Source organism: Burkholderia sp. F1, from assembly GCF_050813845.1.
Classification (GTDB): Bacteria; Pseudomonadota; Gammaproteobacteria; order Burkholderiales; family Burkholderiaceae; genus Burkholderia; species Burkholderia ubonensis.
The window spans coordinates 112,364-133,430 of sequence record NZ_CP172421.1 but is presented as its reverse complement, the minus strand read 5'-3'; the positions used below and the strand labels follow the sequence as shown (position 1 = coordinate 133,430).

The following is a 21,067-nucleotide window of genomic DNA, read 5'->3' as shown; positions in this document are numbered from 1 at the left end:
TTCTTTACTCGCGCAAAGGCGCAGTTTCGGACGTTCGGGGCTCGCGCTTAAACAGCTGCGGCGCCGCCGACGATCTCCGACAGTTCCTTCGTGATCGCGGCCTGACGGCTCTTGTTGTACACCAGCTGCAGCTCGCTGATCACGGTCTTCGCGTTGTCCGACGCAGCCTTCATCGCGACCATCCGCGCCGATTGCTCCGACGCCATGTTTTCCGCGACGGCCTGGTACACCAGCGCCTCGACGTAGCGCACCAGCAGCTCGTCGACGACAGCCTGCGCATCCGGCTCGTAGATGTAGTCCCACGACGTGGCCGGCGTGCCGTCATTCGCCTCGAAGTGCTCCGACGACAGCGGCAGCAGCTGCTCGATCACCGCTTCCTGCTTCATCGTGTTGACGAAGCGCGTGTACGCGAGATAAACGGCCGACAGCTTGCCTTCCGAGTACAGGTCGAGCTGCGTCTTCACCGCGCCGATCAGCTTGTCGAGGTGCGGGGTGTCGCCGAGGTGCACGACCTGCGACATCACCTTCGCGCCGAAGCGGTTCAGGAACCCGAGGCCCTTGCTACCGATCGCGGTGGCTTCGACCTTCTGGCCCTTCTCTTCCAGCTCCTTGAACTTCTGCACCGTCGCGCGCAGCACGTTGGTGTTCAGACCGCCGCACAGACCCTTGTCCGTCGTGACGAGGATAATGCCGGCCGTCTTCGCGCCTTCGTTCGCCACCATGAACGGGTGGCGGTACTCCGGGTTCGCGCGGCTCATGTGCGCGGCGATGGCACGGACCTTGTCCGCATACGGACGAGCGGCGCGCATGCGTTCCTGCGCGCGGCGCATCTTCGATGCGGCCACCATCTCCATCGCCTTCGTGATCTTGCGCGTGTTCTGCACGCTCTTGATCTTGCCGCGAATTTCCTTCATTCCAGCCATAGCTTGCTCCTTGACCGAAGCGGCGCGGGCGCGTCAAGCGGCCCGCGCGGCTTCAGTGTTCACGCGCGGATCAATAGGCACCCGACTTCTTGAAGGATTCGATCGCCGCGCGCAGCGCGCCTTCGTCGTCCTTCGAGAGGTCCTTGGTGTCTTCGATGCGCTTGATGAGGTCAGCGTGGCTGGTCTTCAGGAATTCGCGCAGGCCCTTCTCGAACGGCAGCACTTGCTTGACGTCGAGGTCGTCGAAGTAGCCGTTGTTCGCGGCGTACAGCGACACGGCCAGTTCCCACACCTGCAGCGGCTGGTACTGCGGCTGCTTCAGCAGTTCCGTCACGCGGCGGCCGCGCTCGAGCTGCTTGCGGGTCGCTTCGTCGAGGTCCGACGCGAACTGCGCGAACGCTGCGAGTTCACGGTACTGCGCGAGGTCGGTACGGATACCGCCCGACAGCTTCTTCACGACCTTCGTCTGCGCGGCGCCACCGACTCGCGACACCGACACGCCGGCGTTGATTGCCGGACGGATGCCCGCGTTGAACAGGTCGGTTTCCAGGAAGATCTGGCCGTCGGTGATCGAGATCACGTTCGTCGGAACGAACGCGGTCACGTCGCCCGCCTGCGTTTCGATGACCGGCAGTGCCGTCAGCGAGCCGCTCTTGCCCTTCACTTCGCCGTTCGTGAACTTCTCGACGTACTCTTCCGACACGCGAGCCGCGCGCTCGAGCAGACGCGAGTGCAGATAGAACACGTCGCCCGGGTACGCTTCACGGCCCGGCGGGCGGCGCAGCAGCAGCGAGATCTGACGGTATGCCCAGGCTTGCTTGGTCAAGTCGTCATAGATGATCAGCGCGTCTTGGCCGCGATCGCGGAAGTATTCGCCCATCGTGCAGCCCGCGTACGGTGCGAGGTACTGCATCGCGGCGGAATCCGATGCCGAAGCGGCGACGACGATCGTGTATTCCATCGCGCCGGTTTCTTCCAGCTTGCGAACCACGTTCATGATCGACGAAGCCTTCTGGCCGATCGCGACGTAGATACAGATCAGGTCCTTGCCCTTCTGGTTGATGATCGTGTCGAGCGCCACCGCGGTCTTGCCGCACTGACGGTCGCCGATGATCAGCTCACGCTGGCCACGGCCGATCGGCACCATCGAGTCGATCGACTTCAGGCCGGTCTGCACCGGCTGCGACACCGACTTGCGCCAGATCACGCCCGGGGCGATCTTTTCGATCGCGTCGGTCAGCTTCGCGTTGACCGGGCCCTTGCCGTCGATCGGGTTGCCCAGTGCGTCGACCACGCGGCCGACGAGTTCCGGACCGACCGGGACTTCGAGAATGCGGCCCGTCGTCTTGACGATGTCGCCTTCCGAGATGTGTTCGTATTCGCCGAGAATCACCGCGCCGACCGAGTCGCGCTCGAGGTTCAGCGCGAGGCCGAACGTGTTGCCCGGGAACTCGAGCATTTCGCCCTGCATCACGTCCGACAGGCCGTGGATGCGCACGATACCGTCGGTCACGGAGATCACGGTGCCCTGGTTGCGAACGTCCGCGCTCGCTTCAAGGCCCTGGATCCGGCTCTTGATCAGCTCGCTGATCTCAGAGGGATTGAGTTGCATTATTCGCTCCTGATAGTCAATTCTGTTGCGTGCCGGCGTGGCGCTCAGGCGGTCAAGGCAGCCTGCATCGAAGCAAGGCGCGCGCGAACCGAAGAGTCGAGCACTTCGTCGCCGACCGTCACGCGCACGCCGCCGATCAGCGACGAATCGACTTCGACCGTCGGCTTCAGCTTGCGCTTGAACTTGCGCTCGAGGCTCGCGACGAGACCTTCAAGGTCCGTACCGTTCAGCGGGAATGCGCTGACGATCGTTGCGTCTGCGGCGCCTTCGCGCTCGTTCTTGAGCGCGTCGAACTGCACGGCGATTTCCGGCAGCAGCGCGATGCGATGATTGTCGACCAGCATCTGCACGAAGTTCTTCGCCTCGGCGGACGTCGCGAGCGGCGACTTCGCCGCGGCAAGCAGCAGCTCGGCCACTTGCGCGCGGGTCACCTTCGGATTCGACGCCACGGAGAGCACTTCGGGCAGATGCGCAACCTGGGCCAGCTCTTGCACGAGCGTGGACCAGGCGGCGATGTCACCTCCCTCGGCCACGCGGAACAGCGCTTCTGCGTAAGGGCGGGCGATGGTTGCAAGTTCGGCCATGATCAGAGCTCGGCTTTCAGTTGATTCAGCAGTTGGGCGTGGGCCGTTTGATCGACTTCGCGCTTCAGGATCTGCTCGGCGCCCTTCACGGCCAGCGTAGCGACTTCGCCACGCAGCGCTTCGCGCGCCTTCACGATTTGCTGTTCTGCTTCCGCTTTCGCCTGAGCGACGATGCGGGCGGCTTCAGCCTGGGCATTGGCCTTGATTTCCTCGGCGACCGCCTGGGCACGCTTTTCAGCGTCGGCGATGCGCTGCTGGCCGTCATTGCGGGCCTGCGCGAGTTCCTGGTCCACGCGCTTGTGCGCTGCGTCGAGTTCCGCCTTGCCCTTTTCCGCGGCGGCGAGGCCGTCGGCGATCTTCTTCGCGCGCTCGTCAAGGGCGTTGATCAACGGCGGCCACACGAACTTCATCGTGAACCACGCGAGGACCAGGAACACGACCATTTGCGCAAACAGAGTTGCGTTGAGATTCACGGTGTTTCCTTATCTGCTATTCCGGGGAAAAATGAAACGGGAAGGCGCTCATCGAGTTGCATTCGATCAGCGCCCCAAGTCTCCGTTCCGCCCTGCGCCGGCTTGCGCCGGGCGCATGTTTCCGAGGAACCTTAGGCGAGCTTCGACAGGAGCGGGTTCGCGAATGCGAACAGCATGGCGACACCAACACCGATCAGGAACGCCGCGTCGATCAGACCAGCCAGCAGGAACATCTTCGTTTGCAGCGGGTTGATGAGTTCCGGCTGACGTGCGCAGGCTTCGATGTACTTGCCACCCATCAGCGCGATACCGATACAGGCGCCGATCGCACCCAGGCCGATGATGATGCCGATACCGATGGCGGTCAGACCCTGGATGTTGGCGATGTAAGCTTGCATGATCACTCCTTTGTGAAAAGACTTGGAACTGAGATTTAAAAAAACTAAAACGAAGACTCTTGTTTGCTCGACGCGCTTAGTGCTTGTCGTGCGCCTGGCCGAGATACACCAGCGTCAGCATCATGAAAATGAATGCCTGCAACAGAACAATCAGGATGTGGAAGATTGCCCAGACGCTGCCCGCGATCACGTGACCAATGAAACCGAGGAACGATGCGTCGCCGCCGAAGCTCCACATGCTGCCGAGCAGGGCGATCAACAGGAACAACAGCTCACCCGCGTACATGTTGCCGAACAGCCGCATGCCGAGCGAGACGGTCTTTGCAACGTATTCGACGATGTTGAGCGCGAGGTTCGGGATCCACAGCAGCGGGTGGCCGCCGAACGGCGCCGACAGCAGCTCATGCGCAAAGCCGCCCGCGCCCTTGATCTTGATGCTGTAGTAGATCATCAGGACGAACACGCCGAGCGCGATGCCGAGCGTGCCGTTCAGGTCGGCCGTCGGGACGATGCGATGGTGGGAAATGACGTCCGACAGACCGAGCAGGCCGATCACGCGGCCCGGCAGGTCGACCGGGAGGAAGTCGAGGGAGTTCATCAGCGCGACCCATACGAACACGGTCAGTGCGAGCGGAGCGATGAACGCGCGGTTGCCGTGGACGATCGCCTTCGACTGGTCTTCGACCATCTCGACGAGCATCTCGATCGCGCACTGGAAGCGGCCCGGCACGCCGGACGTCGCCTTGCGGGCAGCCAGTCGCAGCACGAGGATGGTGACGACGCCACACACGATCGACCAGAACAGCGTGTCGAGATTCCAGACATGGATGTCGAAAATCGACGTCTGATGCGAGGTGGAGAAATTCTGCAAGTGGTGCGCAATGTACTCGGACGGATCCGGACCGCGCGTGCCTTCGCTAGCTGCCATATCGTTAATGCCACCCAAATTGTCGAAAATCGTTTTGCCCGATTCCGCAATACGCTATTGCGGGAACGGGCCGGCGCGTTTTCGAGTCGAAACCGCGCGCTGCTTGTTCCTTACCGCCAGGCCAGTGCGATCCAGTACGTCTTCAACACGACGAGGTACGTGACGAGGAGCGGCACCCAGTGCACGCCCGGATAGCCGAACGCCACTGCGGCGAACATCCCGATCGTCACGCCGAGCTTGAGGGCTTCGCCTGCCACCCAGCTCATCACGGTGGCCGAGCCACCTGCCTTCAGTCGTGCCACGAACAACGCACTCGGCACCCAGCCGATCGCTCCGCCCAGAAACGCGGATTGCGCAGCGGCGCCCGGCGACTTCGAAAACAGCCACCACGCCAGCGTTGCAACCAGGGACAAGGCCACTTGCGCGACCACCACCTTGTAGGGGGTGATACGCGAGGGCCGACTCACGTTCGGGCCGAACAGCTTCTCGGCTTCTGCCCGCGTGAGCGGAACGATGTTGTCATCTTGCAGCTCGGCGTCCCAGTCGTCGCCGGAGGATTCGCGCCGCTCGCCGGCCGCTGAAGCGGTGCGTTGCGCGCGGTGATCATCGTGCCCATTTTTCGGCGCCTGACCCGCCATCGCAGTCTTCCGCAAAATCCCTGAACCCGGCCCCAAGCTTTCCGAAAGCTTTCAGGGGCGCCTAGCTAACAAATCCGGGCGATTGTAAGCGATAGTTGCAGGTGATTCAAGGCTTTAGACGCGACAAAAACCTGCGTAAAACGTCGCCTCATGATGTGAAAAACGCGTGAATCCACGAGGTACGATGACAGTTGTAAGGACAATTTTTTGAACAGTATTTCGTGTGCGAGGAAGGTCGCGAACCGGATGGGCAGACGATGGCGTATGGCGCGGTTGGTGGGCCACTGCGGATGAATCGCTGTGGATGAATCGCTGTGGATGAGTCGCTGTGGACGCCCTGCTTTCGATGTGTCACAGCATCGAGATCGTGTTGCGCGACTCATCCGTGAACGAGCAGCCATCCGCCGAGCACAGCGCTTGCGATCGCAAACGGAATCGACACGAGGTGAAACGGCAGCCACATGCGCGGCTCCTTCGCGAGCCGCACCGCAATCAGGTTCGCGAGCGAGCCGATCGCGACGCCAAAGCCGCCGACGGATACCCCGAACGCAAGCGCGCGCCAGTCCCGCGTGAACTCCGACAGCAGGATCGCGGCAGGCACGTTGCTGATCCCTTGCGACAACATCGCGCCGGCCGCGAACACGCGCAGCGGTGTGTCGAGACGCGCATGCGCGATCGCGTCGTGTATCGCGGGCAGCTCAGCCGCGGTACGCAGCACGACGAACATCAGCACGAATATCAGCAGCAGCAGCCAGTCGATTCTCAATACCGCGTCGCGCCGCACGACCGCCAGCACGACGGCAACGGCGACCAGGCCATGCAGCGCATGATGCGCATCGGCAAGCAGCACGAACGCGGCGAACAGGGCCGCCGCGACGAGTGCCTGCATGCGCTGCACCGGCAACGCGACGACATCGGCGGACAGGTCGAGCGGCTTCGCACGAAACGCACAAGCAGTCACCGCGAGCAGCAGGATCATCAACGCAATCGCAAGCGGCCCGAGCGTGAGCACGAAGCGGCCGAACGACACACCGCTCAACTGCCACAGGAACAGATTCTGCGGATTGCCGAGCGGCGTCGCGATCGACCCCGCGTTGACGGCCAGCGCGACGATGATCACGAGCCGCCGGAACGGCAGCGGCGTCAATGCGCGCAGCGACACCATCAACGGCACGACGACGAACAGCGCGACGTCGTTGGTGAGCCACATCGCGAGCGCGGCGGAGAACCCGACGAGCAGCATCGCGAGCGCGCGCTCGGAATGCACGTGATGCACGATGCGATGGGCCAGCCACATCAGGCACCCGGACAGCTCGAGCGCCTTCGTCAGCATCAGCAGGCCGGCAAGCGTCGCGACCGTCTGCCAGTCGACGCGATCGAACAGCACTCCGAATGGTTGCGGATGCATCCATTGCAGCAGGATGAAGCCGGCGGCCAGCACGGACAGCACCGGCTCCTGCGCGAGCCAGCCCAGCCACCGGCGCGGCGCCGATGCGCCCCCGTTGTCCATCGGCGACGTTCCGTTACTCGTCCGCCGTCACGTTGCCGCGCAAACGCGCGAGGATGCCCTCGAGCGCATCGAGGTTGCCGAAATCGATCGTCACCTGCCCTCGCCCGCGCCGGCCGAGCTTGATCTTCACCGTCGACGCCAGCAGGTCGGACAACTCCTCTTCGAGACGGCGCGTGTCGCGGCCACCGTCGTCCTTCGCGCGCGCCTTCACGGCAGGCGCTTCCTTCGTCGTCTGCGTGACGAGCTTCTCGGTCTCGCGCACCGACATGCGCTTGTTCACGACCTGGTGCGCGAGCGTGATCTGCGTCGCCGCATCGACCGCCAGCAGCGCGCGCGCATGGCCCATGTCGAGATCGCCGGCGAGCAGCATCGTCTGTACCGGCGCCGCGAGATTCAGCAGGCGCAGCAGGTTCGACACCGCGCTGCGCGAACGGCCGACCGATTCGGCGGCCTGCTCGTGCGTGAAGTGGAATTCGTCGAGCAAGCGCTGGATGCCGTGCGCCTCTTCCAGCGGATTCAGGTCTTCGCGCTGGATGTTCTCGATCAGCGCCATCGCGGCGGCGGCTTGATCGGATACGTCCTTCACGAGCACCGGCACCTCTTCGAGGCCGGCGAGACGCGCGGCACGAAAACGCCGCTCGCCCGCGATGATCTCGTATTTGTCTGACGAAATGGGGCGAACCAGGATCGGCTGCATCACGCCCTGCGCACGGATACTCGCCGCCAGTTCCTGCAGGCTGCCCTCGTCCATTCGCGTCCGCGGCTGGTACTTGCCGGCCTGCAGCTTCGCAAGCGCGAGCGTGTTCGGCGCGCCCTCGATCTTCACCGCTTCGGTGATGTCGGCACTGCCGCCGAGCAGCGCTTCGAGGCCACGACCCAACCCTTTCTTCTTCGGCACCGCGTTCATGTCTTTCTTCCTCGCTTCGCTCATGTCCGGATCACGCATCGAATGCGCGCACGCGCTCGATCATTTCGGCGCCGAACTGGAGATAGGCTTGCGCACCGCGCGAGCCGCGGTCGAACACGACGCCCGGCAACCCGTAACTCGGCGCTTCCGCGAGGCGAACGTTGCGCGGAATCACCACGTCGAACACCTTGTCGCCGAAGTGCGCCTTCAGTTGGTCGGAAACCTGCTGCTGCAATGTGATGCGCGGATCGAACATCACCCGCAGCAAGCCGATGATCTTCAGGTCGCGGTTCATGTTCGCGTGCACCTGCTTGATCGTGTTGACGAGATCCGACAGGCCCTCGAGTGCGAAGTACTCGCACTGCATCGGAATCACGACGCCGTGCGCCGCGCACAGGCCGTTCAGCGTCAGCAGCGACAGCGTCGGCGGGCAATCGATCAGCACGAAATCGTAATCGTCAGCCACGCGCTCGAGCGCCGCCTTCAACCGGCGCTCACGATTGTCGATGCCGATCAGCTCGATTTCAGCGCCGGACAGCTCGCGGTTCGCCGGCAGCACGTCGTACGTCACCGCTTCGGGGCGCACACGCGCATCGGCAACCGTGACGCCGTCGACCAGCACCTCGTACACGGTCGACTCGACGCCCGCCTTGTCGATCCCGCTACCCATCGTCGCGTTGCCTTGCGGGTCGAGATCGATCAGCAGGACACGTTGCTCCTGCGCTGCAAGGCTCGCGGCGAGATTGACCGTTGTCGTCGTCTTGCCGACGCCCCCCTTCTGGTTCGCAACGCAGAAGATCTTTGCCATCGTTCGTGTGTCCTTCTAACTTCAAACAATCGGCGCGCCGACAGCGCGCCGTCAATTCGCCTCGTCGACGGCGACTTCGATCAGATGCCGTTCGGCATCGAGCATCGGCACCGCCAGCCGAATGGTCTGCTTCACGTGGCTGCCGTCGGGCAGCCGTGCAATCTCGTCATCCGGGTGCACGCCCTTCATCGCCCAGATCGATCCGCCAGGCGCGACCAGATGTCGAGCAAGTTTAACGAAGTCGGAGAGATCCGCGAAAGCGCGCGATACGATTACGTCGAATTTTTCCGGCACTTCGACGCCCGGCTGCAGCGTTTCCACGCGCCCGGTCACGACCGACAGGTTCGCAAGTTTCAGCTCGGCCCGGGTTTGCGTCTGGAATGCAGACTTCTTCTGGACGATATCGTTCAGCGTGATCTGCCAGTCCGGCAGCACGATCGCCAGTACGATGCCCGGCAGCCCGCCGCCCGACCCGACGTCGAGCACGCGCGCCGACGCGCGGCCACGCAGATGAGGCACGATCGAAAGCGAATCGAGGATGTGCTGAATCAGCATCTGCCGCGGATCGCGAATCGCGGTCAGGTTATAGACCGCGTTCCACTTCCCGAGCAGCGCGACATAGTCGAGCAGCTGGTTCCGCTGCGCATCCGTCAGCGCGACGCCGAGTGCGTTCGCGCCCTCGACGAGCATCCTCTCCAGGTCATCCCGATTAACCGCCGGCGCGCGACGCGCCGTCATTGTTGCGTCGGGACGCTGCCGTCCCCCTGCTCCACTGCGTCGGCGGCATTGCCGTTGCGGCGACCCAGGCCACGGCGCTTCAGGTGCACCATCAGCAGCGAGATCGCCGCCGGCGTGACGCCCGAAATGCGCGACGCCTGGCCGATCGTTTCCGGTCGGAACTGATTCAGCTTCTGACTCACTTCGAACGACAGGCCGCGTACTTCGCGGTAGTCGATGCCTTCCGGCAGGCGGGTGTTTTCGTTTGCGTCGTTGCGCTCGATCTCGTTCGCCTGACGCTCGATATAGCCCTGATATTTGATGCCGATCTCGACCTGCTCCTTGATCTGCTCGAGCAGCACCGGATCGTCGGTCAACGGCTCCGCCGGGCCGCATTCGCCGCCCTTCAGGCCGCACACGCCGTCGTAACTGACGCCCGGGCGGCGCAGCAGTTCGGCGAGGCTGTATTCGTGGTCGATTGCCTTGCCGAGCAGTGCTGTGGCTTCGTCGGCCGGCAGCGTCTTCGGCGTGACCCATGTCGATTTCAGGCGCTCGGTTTCACGTGAAACAGCGTCGCGCTTCCGGCAGAACGCATCCCAGCGCACGTCGTCCACGAGGCCCAGTTCGCGGCCGATCTCGGTCAGACGCATGTCCGCATTGTCTTCACGCAGGCTCAGACGGTACTCGGCCCGGCTCGTGAACATCCGGTACGGCTCGGCGACACCACGCGTCACCAGATCGTCGACCAGCACGCCCAGATATGCCTGGTCGCGACGCGGGCACCATGCGTCCTTCTCCTGCACGTACAGACCCGCGTTGACGCCGGCCAGCAGCCCTTGAGCCGCCGCTTCCTCGTAACCCGTCGTCCCGTTGATCTGGCCCGCAAAGAACAGCCCGTTGATCGCCTTGGTTTCAAGCGATGCCTTCAGCGCGCGCGGATCGAAGTAGTCGTACTCGATCGCGTAGCCCGGGCGCAGGATGTGGGCCTGTTCGAGGCCGTGCATCGAGTGCACGAGCTCGAGCTGGACGTCGAACGGCAGGCTCGTCGAGATCCCGTTCGGGTAGAACTCGTTGGTCGTCAGCCCTTCCGGCTCCAGGAAGATCTGATGCGATTCCTTGGATGCAAAACGGTGAATCTTGTCCTCGATCGACGGGCAGTAGCGTGGCCCGACGCCTTCGATCACGCCCGTATACATCGGCGAACGATCGAGACCGCCGCGAATGATGTCGTGCGTGCGCTCGTTCGTATGCGTGACCCAGCATGGCATCTGCTGCGGATGCTGCTCCGCGCGGCCCAGGAACGAGAACACCGGAATCGGGTCCAGATCACCCGGCTGCACTTCCAGCTTCGAAAAGTCGATCGTGCGGCCGTCGATGCGTGGCGGCGTACCGGTCTTCAGCCGCCCTTGCGGCAGCTTCAGTTCCTTCAGGCGCGATGACAGCGTCACGGCCGCCGGATCGCCGGCACGGCCGCCCGTGTAGTTGTTCAGGCCGACGTGGATCTTGCCGTCGAGGAAAGTCCCGGCGGTCAGCACCACCGCGCGGGCGCGGAAACGGATGCCGATCTGCGTCACGGCCCCCACCACGCGGTCCCCTTCGACCATCAGGTCATCGACTGCCTGCTGGAACAGCCACAGATTGGGCTGGTTCTCGAGGCGGTGACGAATCGCGGCCTTGTACAGGATGCGGTCGGCCTGTGCACGCGTCGCACGCACAGCCGGCCCCTTCGACGAATTGAGGATCCGGAACTGGATGCCGCTCTCGTCCGTCGCGGCAGCCATGGCGCCGCCCAGCGCGTCGACTTCCTTGACCAGATGCCCCTTGCCAATGCCGCCGATCGACGGATTGCAGCTCATCTGCCCAAGCGTTTCGATGTTGTGCGTCAGCAGCAGCGTCTTCACGCCCATGCGGGCGGACGCAAGCGCGGCTTCCGTGCCGGCATGACCGCCACCGACGACGATGACGTCAAATTCTGTGGGAAAAAGCATGGTGGATTCCGCACGCAGGACTGCGCACGAACCTATCTGAGAAATGTATGGGCCGAATTATAGCGGGTTCGCTTTTCACCCGAAGGCCGTCCGAATGGTAGGGTCCGTTCATTTCGCGGGTTTCCCCCTGGTCGATCGGCGAATCTGTGCCGTCCGGCCGGCCCAGTGGCCCGTCCAAGCGTGTTCTGCACACCGTTGGCACTGTGCGGACATGCGCCCGGGAAGCCGGCTTGCGGAATCAGAGATGATCGACTCTCACCCGTGCGAATACCCGGCAGCGGCACCGCGCCCGCCGCACCCGGCCCATCTCACAGAATTTCGGGCTGTTTGCCTGGCACTTATCCCAACGCTGTGCCGACGAGTCTTGCGTCCCGGCTACGATCACTCCCGGGCGGAACAACTGCATCGACGCACCCACCCCTCAAACAAAAACGGCGTGTTTCACGTGAAACACGCCGTCCCCGCCGTTCGTTTCCCGCCAAACCTATCGTTCAAGCCGTCTTCTTCGCCAACCCGAGGTACGTTTCGATCACCTGCGGATTCTGCGCCAATTCTGCCGCCGGCCCTTCCAGCGCAAACTCGCCGGTCTCGAGCACGTAGCCATAGTCCGAGATCTGCAGCGCCGCCCGCGCGTTCTGCTCGATCAGCAGCGTCGCGACACCGGTGCCGCGCAGCGCGCTGATGATATGAAAAATCTCCTTCACGATCAGCGGCGCGAGGCCGAGGCTCGGTTCGTCGAGCATCAGCAGGTCCGGCTTGCCCATCAGCGCCCGCCCCACTGCGAGCATCTGCCGCTCGCCGCCGGACAGCGTGCCGGCCGCCTGGTTACGCCGCTCCTTCAGCCGAGGAAACAGCGCGAACACGTGATCGAGCTGGTCGAGGAAGCTCGGTTCGCCCGCCTGCTTGCGCCGGTACGCGCCCAGCACGAGGTTGTCCTCGACCGACATCGTGCCGAACAGCTCGCGCTTTTCCGGCACGAGGCACATGCCGCGCGCCACCCGCTGCTCGACCGGCAGCGCGCCGACGTCTGTGCCGCGATAGACGACCGCGCCCGACGCATGGCCGGTGACCGGCAATGCGCCCATGATCGCGTTCAGCAGCGTCGATTTGCCGGCCCCATTGGGCCCGATCACGCTGACGATCTGCCCCGCGCCGACCTTGATCGCCGCGCCGTGCAGCGCCTCCACCTTGCCGTACCGGACCGAGAGCCCGTGCACATCGAGAATCGGCATCGTGTCCGCCATCATTCCACCCCGCCCAGATACGCTTCGAGCACCGCCGGATCCTGCTGCACGTCCTGCGGCAGCCCTTCCGCGATTCGCGTGCCGAACTCCATCACCACCAGCCGATCGGTGAGATTCATCACGAAATCCATGTCGTGTTCGACGAGCAGCACGCTCATCCCTTCCGATTTCAGCCGCCGCAACAGATCCGCCAGCTGCTGCTTCTCCTTGTAGCGCAGCCCGGCGGCCGGCTCGTCGAGCAGCAGCAGCGTCGGGTCGCAGCACAGCGCGCGGGCAATTTCGAGAATCCGCTGCTGGCCGAGCGCGAGGCTCCCCGCTTCGTCGTACATATGGGTTTCGAGCCCGACGCGGCGGATCTGGCGCGCCGCTTCGGCCAGCAACCGCGCCTCCTCGTGGGCATTGAGCCGCGCGACGCTGCGCCAGACGCCGGTCGTGCCGCGCAGATGCGCGCCGAGCGCGACGTTTTCGAGCACCGTCATCCCCGGCAGCAGCTTCACATGCTGGAACGTGCGGCCGATGCCGCGCCGGACGATCTCGCGCGACGTCAGGCCGTCGATCCGCTCGCCGCGGAACGTGATCGCGCCGCTGGTCGGCCGCAGCACGCCCGTCACGAGGTTGAACGTCGTCGACTTGCCGGCGCCGTTCGGGCCGATCAGGCCGATGATCTGCCCCGCGTTGACCTCGAAGCTGACGTCGTTGACGGCGACCAGCCCGCCGAACTGCTTGCGCGCGTTGTCGACGACCAGCAGCGCTTCTCCCGTCGCCGGCCTGGTGCGCTGCGGCAAAGGATCGGCGTCGTGCGGCACGTGCACGCGCGATCCACGTGGAAACAGCCTCGCGACGAACGGCCACACGCCCTGCCGCGCGTACTGCAGCAGCAGCACCATCAGCACGCCGAACACGATGATCTCGAAGTTGCCTTCCGAGCCGAGCAGCTTCGGCAGCAGCGTCTGCAGGTAGTCCTGCAGCACGGTGAGGATCGCCGCGCCGAGCACCGCGCCCCACACATGCGCGACGCCGCCGACCACCGCCATGAACAGGAATTCGATCCCGTGGTTCAGGCCGAACGGCGTCGGGTTCACCGCACGCTGCAGGTGCGCATACAGGAAGCCGGAAACCGCCGCGAGCACCGCCGCGTAGACGAAGATCACGACGCGCATCCACGCGGTGTTCACGCCCATCGCCTCGGCCATCACGCCGCCGCCGCGCAGCGCGCGGATCGCGCGGCCCGGCCGGCTGTTCAGCAGGTTCTGCACCGACACGATCGCCGCGAGCACGACCGCCCAGATCAGGAAATACAGGCTGCGTCCGCTGTCCAGCACGACGCCGAACAGGTTCAGCGCCGGAATGCCGTTGATCCCGTCGTACTTGCCGAGCAGCTCGAGGTTGCCGAACAGGTAGAACAGCGCGAGGCCCCAGGCGATCGTGCCGAGCGGCAGGAAATGCCCGGACAGCCGCATCGTCACCGCACCCAGCACGAGCGCGACGAGCGCCGTCAGTACGACGCCGGCGATCAGCCCGAGCCACGGCGACACGCCGTAGCGCGTCGTCAGGTACGCGGTCGCATACGCGCCGACACCGACGAAGGCCGCCTGCCCGAAGCTCGTCATCCCGCCGACGCCCGTCAGCAGCACGAGCCCGATCGCGACGATCGCGTACAGGCCGATGTAGTTCAGCAGCGTGATCCAGTATTCGGGCACCCGCAGCACGCCGGGCAGCACCGGCAGCGCGAACAGCACCACGAGAAACAGCCAGAACGTCTTGTTGCGCACGATCTTCTTCATCGCGTCACTCCTCGCCCTCTTCCGCGTGCGGCGTCGCGAAGCTGCGCCACAGCAGTACCGGAATGATCAGCGTGAACACGATCACCTCCTTGTACGCGCTCGCCCAGAACGACGAATACGATTCGAGCACGCCGACGAGCAGCGAGCCGGCCGCCGCGAGCGGATAGCTGACGAGGCCGCCGATGATCGCGCCGACGAAGCCCTTCAGGCCGATCAGGAAACCGGAGTCGTAGTAGATCGTCGTCAACGGCCCGACGAGGATCCCCGACAGCACGCCGAGCCCTGCCGCGAGCGTGAATGCGAGCCGCCCCGCTTCCGTCGTGCCGATGCCGACGAGCCGCGCGCCGAGCCGGTTCACCGACGTCGCGCGCAGCGCCTTGCCGGCGATCGTGCGGCCGAAGTACACGTAGAGCGCCGCGATCAGCACGAGCGCCGTGACGACCACCAGCACGCTCTGCAGCGAGATCGTCAGGCTGCCGACCGACAGCGATGCATCGGAGAACGCGTTGGTCCGCGAGCCCTCCGCGCCGAACATCACGAGCCCGAGGCCCACCATCGCGAAATGGAGCGCGACCGATACGATCAGCAGCAGCAGCGTCGTCGCCTCCGCCACCGGCTGGTAGACGAGCCGGTAGACGAACGGCCCCATCGGCACCACGATCGCGAGCGTCAGCGCGATCTGCGCGAGCATCGGCAGCGGCTGCGCGGCGTAGCTGCGCGTGACCGCGAACACCGCTAGCGGCAGCAGCACGTAGCGGCTGCCGAGCGTCGTCAGCGTGCGGCCGAGCTGGTGACGACGCGCGCGATGCCGGATCAGGCCGCCGACTTCGAGCACGAAGCACGCGATGCCCATCACGAACAGCAGCCAGCAGGTGGCGGGAAACTTCTGCGCCTGCAACGCGGCGAGCGTCAGCGCACCGTAGGCGACGAACTCGCCCTGGGGAATGAAGATCACCCGCGTGACGGAAAACACCAGCACGAGCGCCAGCGACAGCAATGCATAGATGGCGCCGGTCGTGATGCCGTCTTGCGCGAGGATCGCCGCAATCGAGAGATCCATACGTTTCGTGTGTCGAAAAGGCTGCGGGGAAACGGCGACCGCCGGCCGGCGCGCATCATGCTGCGGTGTGCGCGCAGGATCGGGCGGATCCCGTTCCGGAAGCGGCAGGATGACCGTCAAAGCACGGTCACCGGCCGACGGCACGCGCGGCGTCCTGCCGCCCGCGCGCGCCTTCGTCATTCACGTGGAACTCAGTCGGCCTGCAGCTTCCACTTGCCGTCGACGATCTGCACCATCACGCGCGCCCGTGCATCGAAGCCGTTGTGATCGACCGGCGTCATGTTGATCACGCCGTGCGACACCGGCAGGTCCTTCACGTTCTCGAGCGCCGCACGCAGCGCTTCGCGGAACGCCTCGGTGCCCGGCTGGCCCTTCTTCAGCGCATCGGGAATCGCCCGCTGCAGCAACAAGCCGGCATCCCATGCATGGCCGCCGAACGTCGACACCGATCCCGCGCCGTACGCCTTCTCGTAAGCCGCCTTGTACCCCTGCGACGGCTTCTTCACCGGGTTCGAGTCGGGCAGCTGGTCGGTGACGAGCACCGGGCCTGCCGGCAGGATCTCGCCTTCGCAGTCCTTGCCGCACACGCGCAGGAAGTCGTTGTTCGCGACACCGTGGGTCTGGTACACCTTGCCCTTGTAGCCGCGCTCCTTCAGCGTCTTCGCGGGCAATGCCGCCGGCGTGCCGGAGCCGGCGATCAGCATCGCGTCGGGATTCGAGCTGGTCAGCTTCAGCACCTGCCCCATCACCGATGCGTCGGTGCGGTTGTAGCGCTCGTTCGACACGATCTTGAGGCCGTTCGCGGCGGCCGCCGCGCTGAACGTGCTGTACCAGCTGTCGCCGTACGCGTCCGCGAAGCCGATGAAGCCGACCGTCTTCACGCCGTGCTTCGCCATGTAGCCCGCGATCGCGTCGGCCATCAGGCGATCGTTCTGCGGCACCTTGAACATCCACGCACGCTTCGCGTCCATCGGCGCGATGATCTGCGCGCTCGCAGCGAGCGAGATCGCCGGGGTCTTGCCCTGCGACACCGGATCGAGCATCGCGAGCGAGTTCGGCGTGACCGACGAGCCGATGATCGCGTCGACGTGGTCCTCGTCGATCAGCTTGCGCACGTTCTGCACCGCGCGACTCGTGTCGGACGCGTCGTCGAGCACGATGTACTGCACGCTCTTGCCCGCGATTTGCTTCGGCAGCAGCGCGATCGTGTTCTTTTCCGGGATGCCGAGCGACGCGGCCGGCCCGGTGGCCGACAGCGTGACGCCGATCTTCACCTGCGCCGACGCCGTCGCCGCCGCGCACACGAGGCCCGCGGCAAGCACGGCCACCATCCATCGATTCATTTTCATCAGGTGTCTCCAAACGCTGCTCGAAAAATCATCGGGGCGCTCGGGCGGCGCCCGGTCTCAAACAAGTTAATAATTTAACTATCTCGCATGGCCGCGCCTACGCTCGTTTTCCCGCGACGCGTCCGGGCCGGCCTGCCGTCGGGATGGTGGGGATAACCGGGTTGAAATCGATCGCGAAACAGACTCTGTCCACTGTGATGTGGGCGCGATGCGCCGCTTGCGCATCGCGCGCGGCGCTGGTCGTCCGGCCGCGCACCGGACGCTCATGCGCGCTGCGCATCGGCCGGTTCGAGCGGCGTCGCGACAAGCCGCTGCAGCCGCGCAAGAACGCGTCTGGCGGCCCCCGCCGCCCGTCCGACTTCGCTCCACCGCGCTGCGCTTTTCATCAAACCGCACTCCGTTTTCTGGATTCTGCTTGTAGGAGAACTGCCGACCGGACTGTATTCCCGACCGCCTGGTCGGCGAAAGGCGAGTGTAACGGACGTGCCCTGCGTGCGCTAACCGGGTAAGCCCGAAGCGCATGCAGCAATCGTATTGCGGGGAAACAGGACAGAAAGACAGCCGCGCCAAACGCATGAAATGACAACATGGACCGCATGCGAAGCCGGCCGCTGCGCGATCGGCAGAAAGAAAGTTGCGCGCTCAAATGAAAAAGCGCTGTTGGATTCCGTCCAACAGCGCTTTGGGTCCGGGCACTTTGTGCCTCGATTGTCTCCTCGTTCTCCACCTGCAAAATTCGTTTCGCGGTGCATCAGAACTGAGACGAAGATTAAAGGACCTTTCACACTGCGGCAACTTAGCATTTACCCCTATGGTGCATCGCCGCACGAAAATGGGGCACCAGTCTGCCGCGCAGCGCCTGCCGGAGCGCGCCTGAGCGCGGTCCGGAACCGGTGCCCGATGGTGCTTCGCATCAACGCGTCACGATGCTTTCAGCGGTTTGAACCGCGCGATCATTTCGCCGACGATGCCGCGCCGGAACGCCAGCACACAGGCGATGAAGATCAGCCCGGTCACGATCGTCGCCGATTCGCCGAGCGAGTGGAACCAGCCGATGCCGGTCAGCGTCGCGAGCCATTCGCCGATGTCGCCGAGCCGATCCTCGAGCGCGACGATCAGCGCGGCGCCGAGCAACGGGCCGAACAACGTGCCCATCCCGCCGACGAGCGTCATCAGCACGACGAGGCCCGACATCGTCCAGTACGCGTCGCTGAGCGTCTCGAAGCCGAGCACGAGCACCTTCAGCGAGCCCGCCAGCCCCGCGAGCCCGGCCGACAGGACGAACGCGAGCAGCTTGAAGCGGTCGGTGTCGTAGCCGAGCGAGACCGCGCGCGCTTCGTTCTCCTTGATGGCGACGAGCACCTGGCCGAACGGCGAATGGACGATCCGCACGATGAACGCGCAGGCCGCGACGATGATCGCGAGCACGACGTAATAGAGCACCAGGTCCGACGACAGGTCGAGCACGCCGAACAGCCGGCCGCGCGGCACGCCCTGCAGGCCGTCCTCGCCGTGCGTGAACGGCGCCTGCAGGTAGATGAAGTAGATCATCTGCGCGAACGCGAGCGTGATCATCGCGAAGTAGATCCCCTGCCGGCGGATCGCGAACAGGCCGACCACGAGGCCGAGCAGCGTCGCGGCCGCGGTGCCCGCGAGCACGCCGAGCTCGGGCGTAAAGCCGAGCGTCTGCAGCGCATAGCCCGTCAGGTAGCCCGACGTCGCGAGGAACATCGCGTGGCCGAACGACAGCAGCCCCGTATAGCCGATCAGCAGGTTGAACGCGGCCGCGAACAGCGCGAACGCGAGCACCTTCATCACGAACACCGGATACGCGCCGGCGAACGGCGCGACGATCAGTGCGGCGAGCAGCACGCCGTAGAGCACTTTTCTCTGCATCATCTTTCCTTGCCGAAGAGGCCCGCCGGACGGATCAGCAGCACGATCGCCATGATCACGAACACGACCGTCGCCGACGCCTCCGGATAGAACACCCGCGTGAAGCCCTCGATCACGCCGAGCATCAGGCCGGTGAGGATCGAGCCGAGGATCGAGCCCATCCCGCCGATCACGACCACCGCGAACACGGTGATGATCATCGGCTGGCCCATCAGCGGCGACACCTGGATCACCGGCGCGGCCAGCACGCCCGCGAACGCGGCGAGCGCGACGCCGAAGCCGTAGGTGAGCGTGATCATCATCGGCACGTTCACGCCGAACGCCTCGACGAGCTTCGGATTCTCGGTGCCCGCGCGCAGGTATGCGCCCAGGCGCGTCTTCTCGATCACGAACCAGGTCGCGAGACACACCGCGAGCGACGCGACGACGACCCACGCGCGATAGTTCGGCAGGAACATGAAGCCGAGATTGGTCGCGCCGGCAAGCTGCGACGGCACGTCGTAAGGCTGTCCGGACGCGCCGTAGATCGAGCGGAACACGCCCTCGACGACAAGCGTCAGGCCGAACGTCAGCAGCAGCCCGTACAGGTGGTCGAGCTTGTACAGCCAGCGCAGCATCGAGCGCTCGACGACGACGCCGAACACGCCGACGATCACCGGCGCGATCACGAGCATCGCCCAGTAGGGCAGCCCGAAATACGACAGCCCCATCCATGCGAGCATCGCGCCCAGCATGAACAGCGCCCCGTGCGCGAAGTTGATCACGTTGAGCAGCCCGAATATCACCGCGAGCCCGAGGCTCAGGATCGCGTAGAACGAGCCGTTGACGAGCCCGAGCAACAACTGGCTCAGCATCGCCGGCAACGGAATGCCAAAGATTTCCATCGCTTCCGCCGTCAGAGTGAGGTTCGTTGCGCGCGCAACCGACGCGCGGTGCGCGCAGGCGGCGGGACGCCGGGCGCGGTCGTGCCGCCCTGCGCTGCCCGCCGCCGCCGCGCGCTTACTTCCACAACGCGCAGCGCGTCTCCTGCCTGGTCGTGAACGCCTGATCGCCCGGAATCGTCGCGAGCACCTTGTAGTAATCCCACGGCTCCTTCGATTCGGACGGCTTCTTCACCTCCATCAGATACATGTCGTGGATCATGCTGCCGTCCGCGCGGATGTAGCCCTTCGCGTAGAAGTCGTTGACCTTCGCCTTCTTGAGCTCGGCCATCACCTTGTCGGAGTCGGTCGTGCCGGCCGCCTGCACCGCCTTCAGGTAGGTCGTCACCGACGAATAGTCGGCCGCCTGCAGGCTCGACGGCATCTTCTTCATCTTGCCGAAGTAGCGCTGCGCCCACTGGCGCGACGCCGCATCGCGGTTCCAGTACCAGCTGTCGGTCAGCACGAGGCCCTGGGTCGTCTCGAGGCCGAGGCTGTGCACGTCGTTGATGAACATCAGCAGCGCGGCGAGCTTCATCGTCTTCGTGATGCCGAATTCCTTCGCCGCCTTGATCGCGTTGATCGTGTCGCCGCCCGCGTTCGCGAGGCCGAGGATCTGCCCCTTCGACGCCTGCGCCTGCAGCAGGAACGACGAGAAATCCGACGCGGACAGCGGATGGCGCACGTAGCCGAGCACCTGCCCGCCGTTCGCCTTCACGACATCCGACGTGTTCTTCTCGAGCGCCTTGCCGAACGCGTAGTCGGCGGTCAGGAAGAACCACGTCTTGCCGCCCTGCTTCACCACCGCCGAGCCCGTGCCCTTCGCGAGCGCCATCGTGTCGTACGCGTAGTGCACCGTGTACGGCGTGCACTGCTCGTTGGTCAGCGTGTCGGCGCCCGCACCGATGTTGATGTAGACCTTCTTCTTCTCCGCCGCGACCTGGTTCATCGCCAGCGCCGTCCCCGAGTTCGTGCCGCCGACGAGCAGGTCGAGCCCGCCGCGATCCATCCACTCGCGCGCCTTCGACGCCGCGATGTCCGCCTTGTTCTGGTGATCCGCGTACACGACCTCGATCGGCTTGCCGAGCACCTTGCCGCCGAAGTCCGCGACCGCCATGCGGATCGCCTCGAGGCCGCCCTGCCCGTCGATGTCCGCATAAAGCCCCGACATGTCGGTGACGAAACCGATCTTCACGGTATCCGCGGCCTGTGCGGCGCCGGCGGTGAACGCGGCGGCCGCGAGCGCAAGACAGGCGCGTGCGAGGGTCTTCATTTTCATTGACGTCTCCTGTTCTTCTGTTGCGTTGTGGTTGTTCGAAGGCCGCCAC

General features: G+C 64.8%; 19 protein-coding genes. All 19 read right to left on the bottom strand.

Translation table 11 applies throughout. The features are described from left to right. Positions 1-47 precede the first annotated feature (47 nt). Positions 48-923 carry a F0F1 ATP synthase subunit gamma gene (gene atpG, locus ACFIMZ_RS00600; protein WP_174960591.1) on the bottom strand — a complete coding sequence of 292 codons (876 nt, stop codon included), beginning with the start codon at positions 921-923 and terminating at the stop codon, positions 48-50. 70 nt (positions 924-993) lie between these two features. Further along, positions 994-2,535, bottom strand: a complete 1,542-nt coding sequence (gene atpA, locus ACFIMZ_RS00595) for a F0F1 ATP synthase subunit alpha (protein ID WP_010093097.1) — start codon at positions 2,533-2,535, stop codon at positions 994-996. 44 nt (positions 2,536-2,579) lie between these two features. Further along, positions 2,580-3,119 (bottom strand): F0F1 ATP synthase subunit delta, encoded by a 540-nt coding sequence (locus tag ACFIMZ_RS00590; RefSeq protein ID WP_042586703.1) that lies wholly within the window; start codon positions 3,117-3,119, stop codon positions 2,580-2,582. A gap of 2 nt (positions 3,120-3,121) precedes the next feature. Next, on the bottom strand, positions 3,122-3,592 hold the full coding sequence (locus tag ACFIMZ_RS00585; RefSeq protein ID WP_010093101.1) for a F0F1 ATP synthase subunit B: 471 nt from the start codon (positions 3,590-3,592) through the stop codon (positions 3,122-3,124). A 131-nt stretch (positions 3,593-3,723) separates the two neighbouring features. Continuing rightward, on the bottom strand, positions 3,724-3,990 hold the full coding sequence (gene atpE, locus ACFIMZ_RS00580) for a F0F1 ATP synthase subunit C (protein ID WP_084906312.1): 267 nt from the start codon (positions 3,988-3,990) through the stop codon (positions 3,724-3,726). 76 nt (positions 3,991-4,066) lie between these two features. After that, positions 4,067-4,918 (bottom strand): F0F1 ATP synthase subunit A, encoded by an 852-nt coding sequence (gene atpB, locus ACFIMZ_RS00575; RefSeq protein ID WP_431820958.1) that lies wholly within the window; start codon positions 4,916-4,918, stop codon positions 4,067-4,069. A 110-nt stretch (positions 4,919-5,028) separates the two neighbouring features. Then, the gene (locus ACFIMZ_RS00570; protein ID WP_431820957.1) at positions 5,029-5,556 is read right to left on the bottom strand and encodes an ATP synthase subunit I; all 528 of its coding nucleotides are present in this window, start codon (positions 5,554-5,556) and stop codon (positions 5,029-5,031) included. A gap of 379 nt (positions 5,557-5,935) precedes the next feature. Then, positions 5,936-7,066, bottom strand: a complete 1,131-nt coding sequence (locus tag ACFIMZ_RS00565; RefSeq protein WP_431820956.1) for an SLC13 family permease — start codon at positions 7,064-7,066, stop codon at positions 5,936-5,938. Between the two features lie 13 nt (positions 7,067-7,079). Beyond that, complete coding sequence (locus ACFIMZ_RS00560) at positions 7,080-7,973, bottom strand: ParB/RepB/Spo0J family partition protein (RefSeq protein WP_059998682.1); 894 nt, start codon at positions 7,971-7,973, stop codon at positions 7,080-7,082. Between the two features lie 31 nt (positions 7,974-8,004). After that, the gene (locus ACFIMZ_RS00555; RefSeq protein ID WP_010093111.1) at positions 8,005-8,781 is read right to left on the bottom strand and encodes a ParA family protein; all 777 of its coding nucleotides are present in this window, start codon (positions 8,779-8,781) and stop codon (positions 8,005-8,007) included. A 51-nt stretch (positions 8,782-8,832) separates the two neighbouring features. After that, positions 8,833-9,519: a 16S rRNA (guanine(527)-N(7))-methyltransferase RsmG gene (gene rsmG, locus ACFIMZ_RS00550; protein ID WP_431820955.1), complete on the bottom strand. Its 687-nt coding sequence runs from the start codon at positions 9,517-9,519 to the stop codon at positions 8,833-8,835. Further along, positions 9,516-11,486, bottom strand: coding sequence for a tRNA uridine-5-carboxymethylaminomethyl(34) synthesis enzyme MnmG (gene mnmG / locus ACFIMZ_RS00545; RefSeq protein WP_431820954.1), 1,971 nt, complete (start codon positions 11,484-11,486; stop codon positions 9,516-9,518). Before mnmG ends, rsmG begins: the two co-directional genes overlap by 4 nt. A gap of 491 nt (positions 11,487-11,977) precedes the next feature. Beyond that, positions 11,978-12,733 (bottom strand): ABC transporter ATP-binding protein, encoded by a 756-nt coding sequence (locus tag ACFIMZ_RS00540; protein WP_431820953.1) that lies wholly within the window; start codon positions 12,731-12,733, stop codon positions 11,978-11,980. Next, entirely contained in the window at positions 12,730-14,514 is a 1,785-nt protein-coding gene (locus tag ACFIMZ_RS00535; RefSeq protein ID WP_431820952.1) for a branched-chain amino acid ABC transporter ATP-binding protein/permease, read from the bottom strand. The genes ACFIMZ_RS00540 and ACFIMZ_RS00535 overlap by 4 nt, the downstream gene beginning before the upstream one ends. 4 nt (positions 14,515-14,518) lie before the next feature. After that, positions 14,519-15,574 (bottom strand): branched-chain amino acid ABC transporter permease, encoded by a 1,056-nt coding sequence (locus ACFIMZ_RS00530; RefSeq protein ID WP_431820951.1) that lies wholly within the window; start codon positions 15,572-15,574, stop codon positions 14,519-14,521. A gap of 191 nt (positions 15,575-15,765) precedes the next feature. Then, positions 15,766-16,923 (bottom strand): ABC transporter substrate-binding protein, encoded by a 1,158-nt coding sequence (locus tag ACFIMZ_RS00525; RefSeq protein ID WP_431820950.1) that lies wholly within the window; start codon positions 16,921-16,923, stop codon positions 15,766-15,768. 921 nt (positions 16,924-17,844) lie between these two features. After that, positions 17,845-18,819 (bottom strand): branched-chain amino acid ABC transporter permease, encoded by a 975-nt coding sequence (locus ACFIMZ_RS00520; protein WP_431820949.1) that lies wholly within the window; start codon positions 18,817-18,819, stop codon positions 17,845-17,847. Next, a complete protein-coding gene (locus tag ACFIMZ_RS00515; RefSeq protein ID WP_431820948.1) occupies positions 18,819-19,703 on the bottom strand; it encodes a branched-chain amino acid ABC transporter permease in 885 nt (294 codons plus the stop codon). The genes ACFIMZ_RS00520 and ACFIMZ_RS00515 overlap by 1 nt, the downstream gene beginning before the upstream one ends. A gap of 115 nt (positions 19,704-19,818) precedes the next feature. After that, positions 19,819-21,018: an ABC transporter substrate-binding protein gene (locus ACFIMZ_RS00510; RefSeq protein ID WP_431820947.1), complete on the bottom strand. Its 1,200-nt coding sequence runs from the start codon at positions 21,016-21,018 to the stop codon at positions 19,819-19,821. Positions 21,019-21,067: the final 49 nt, after the last annotated feature.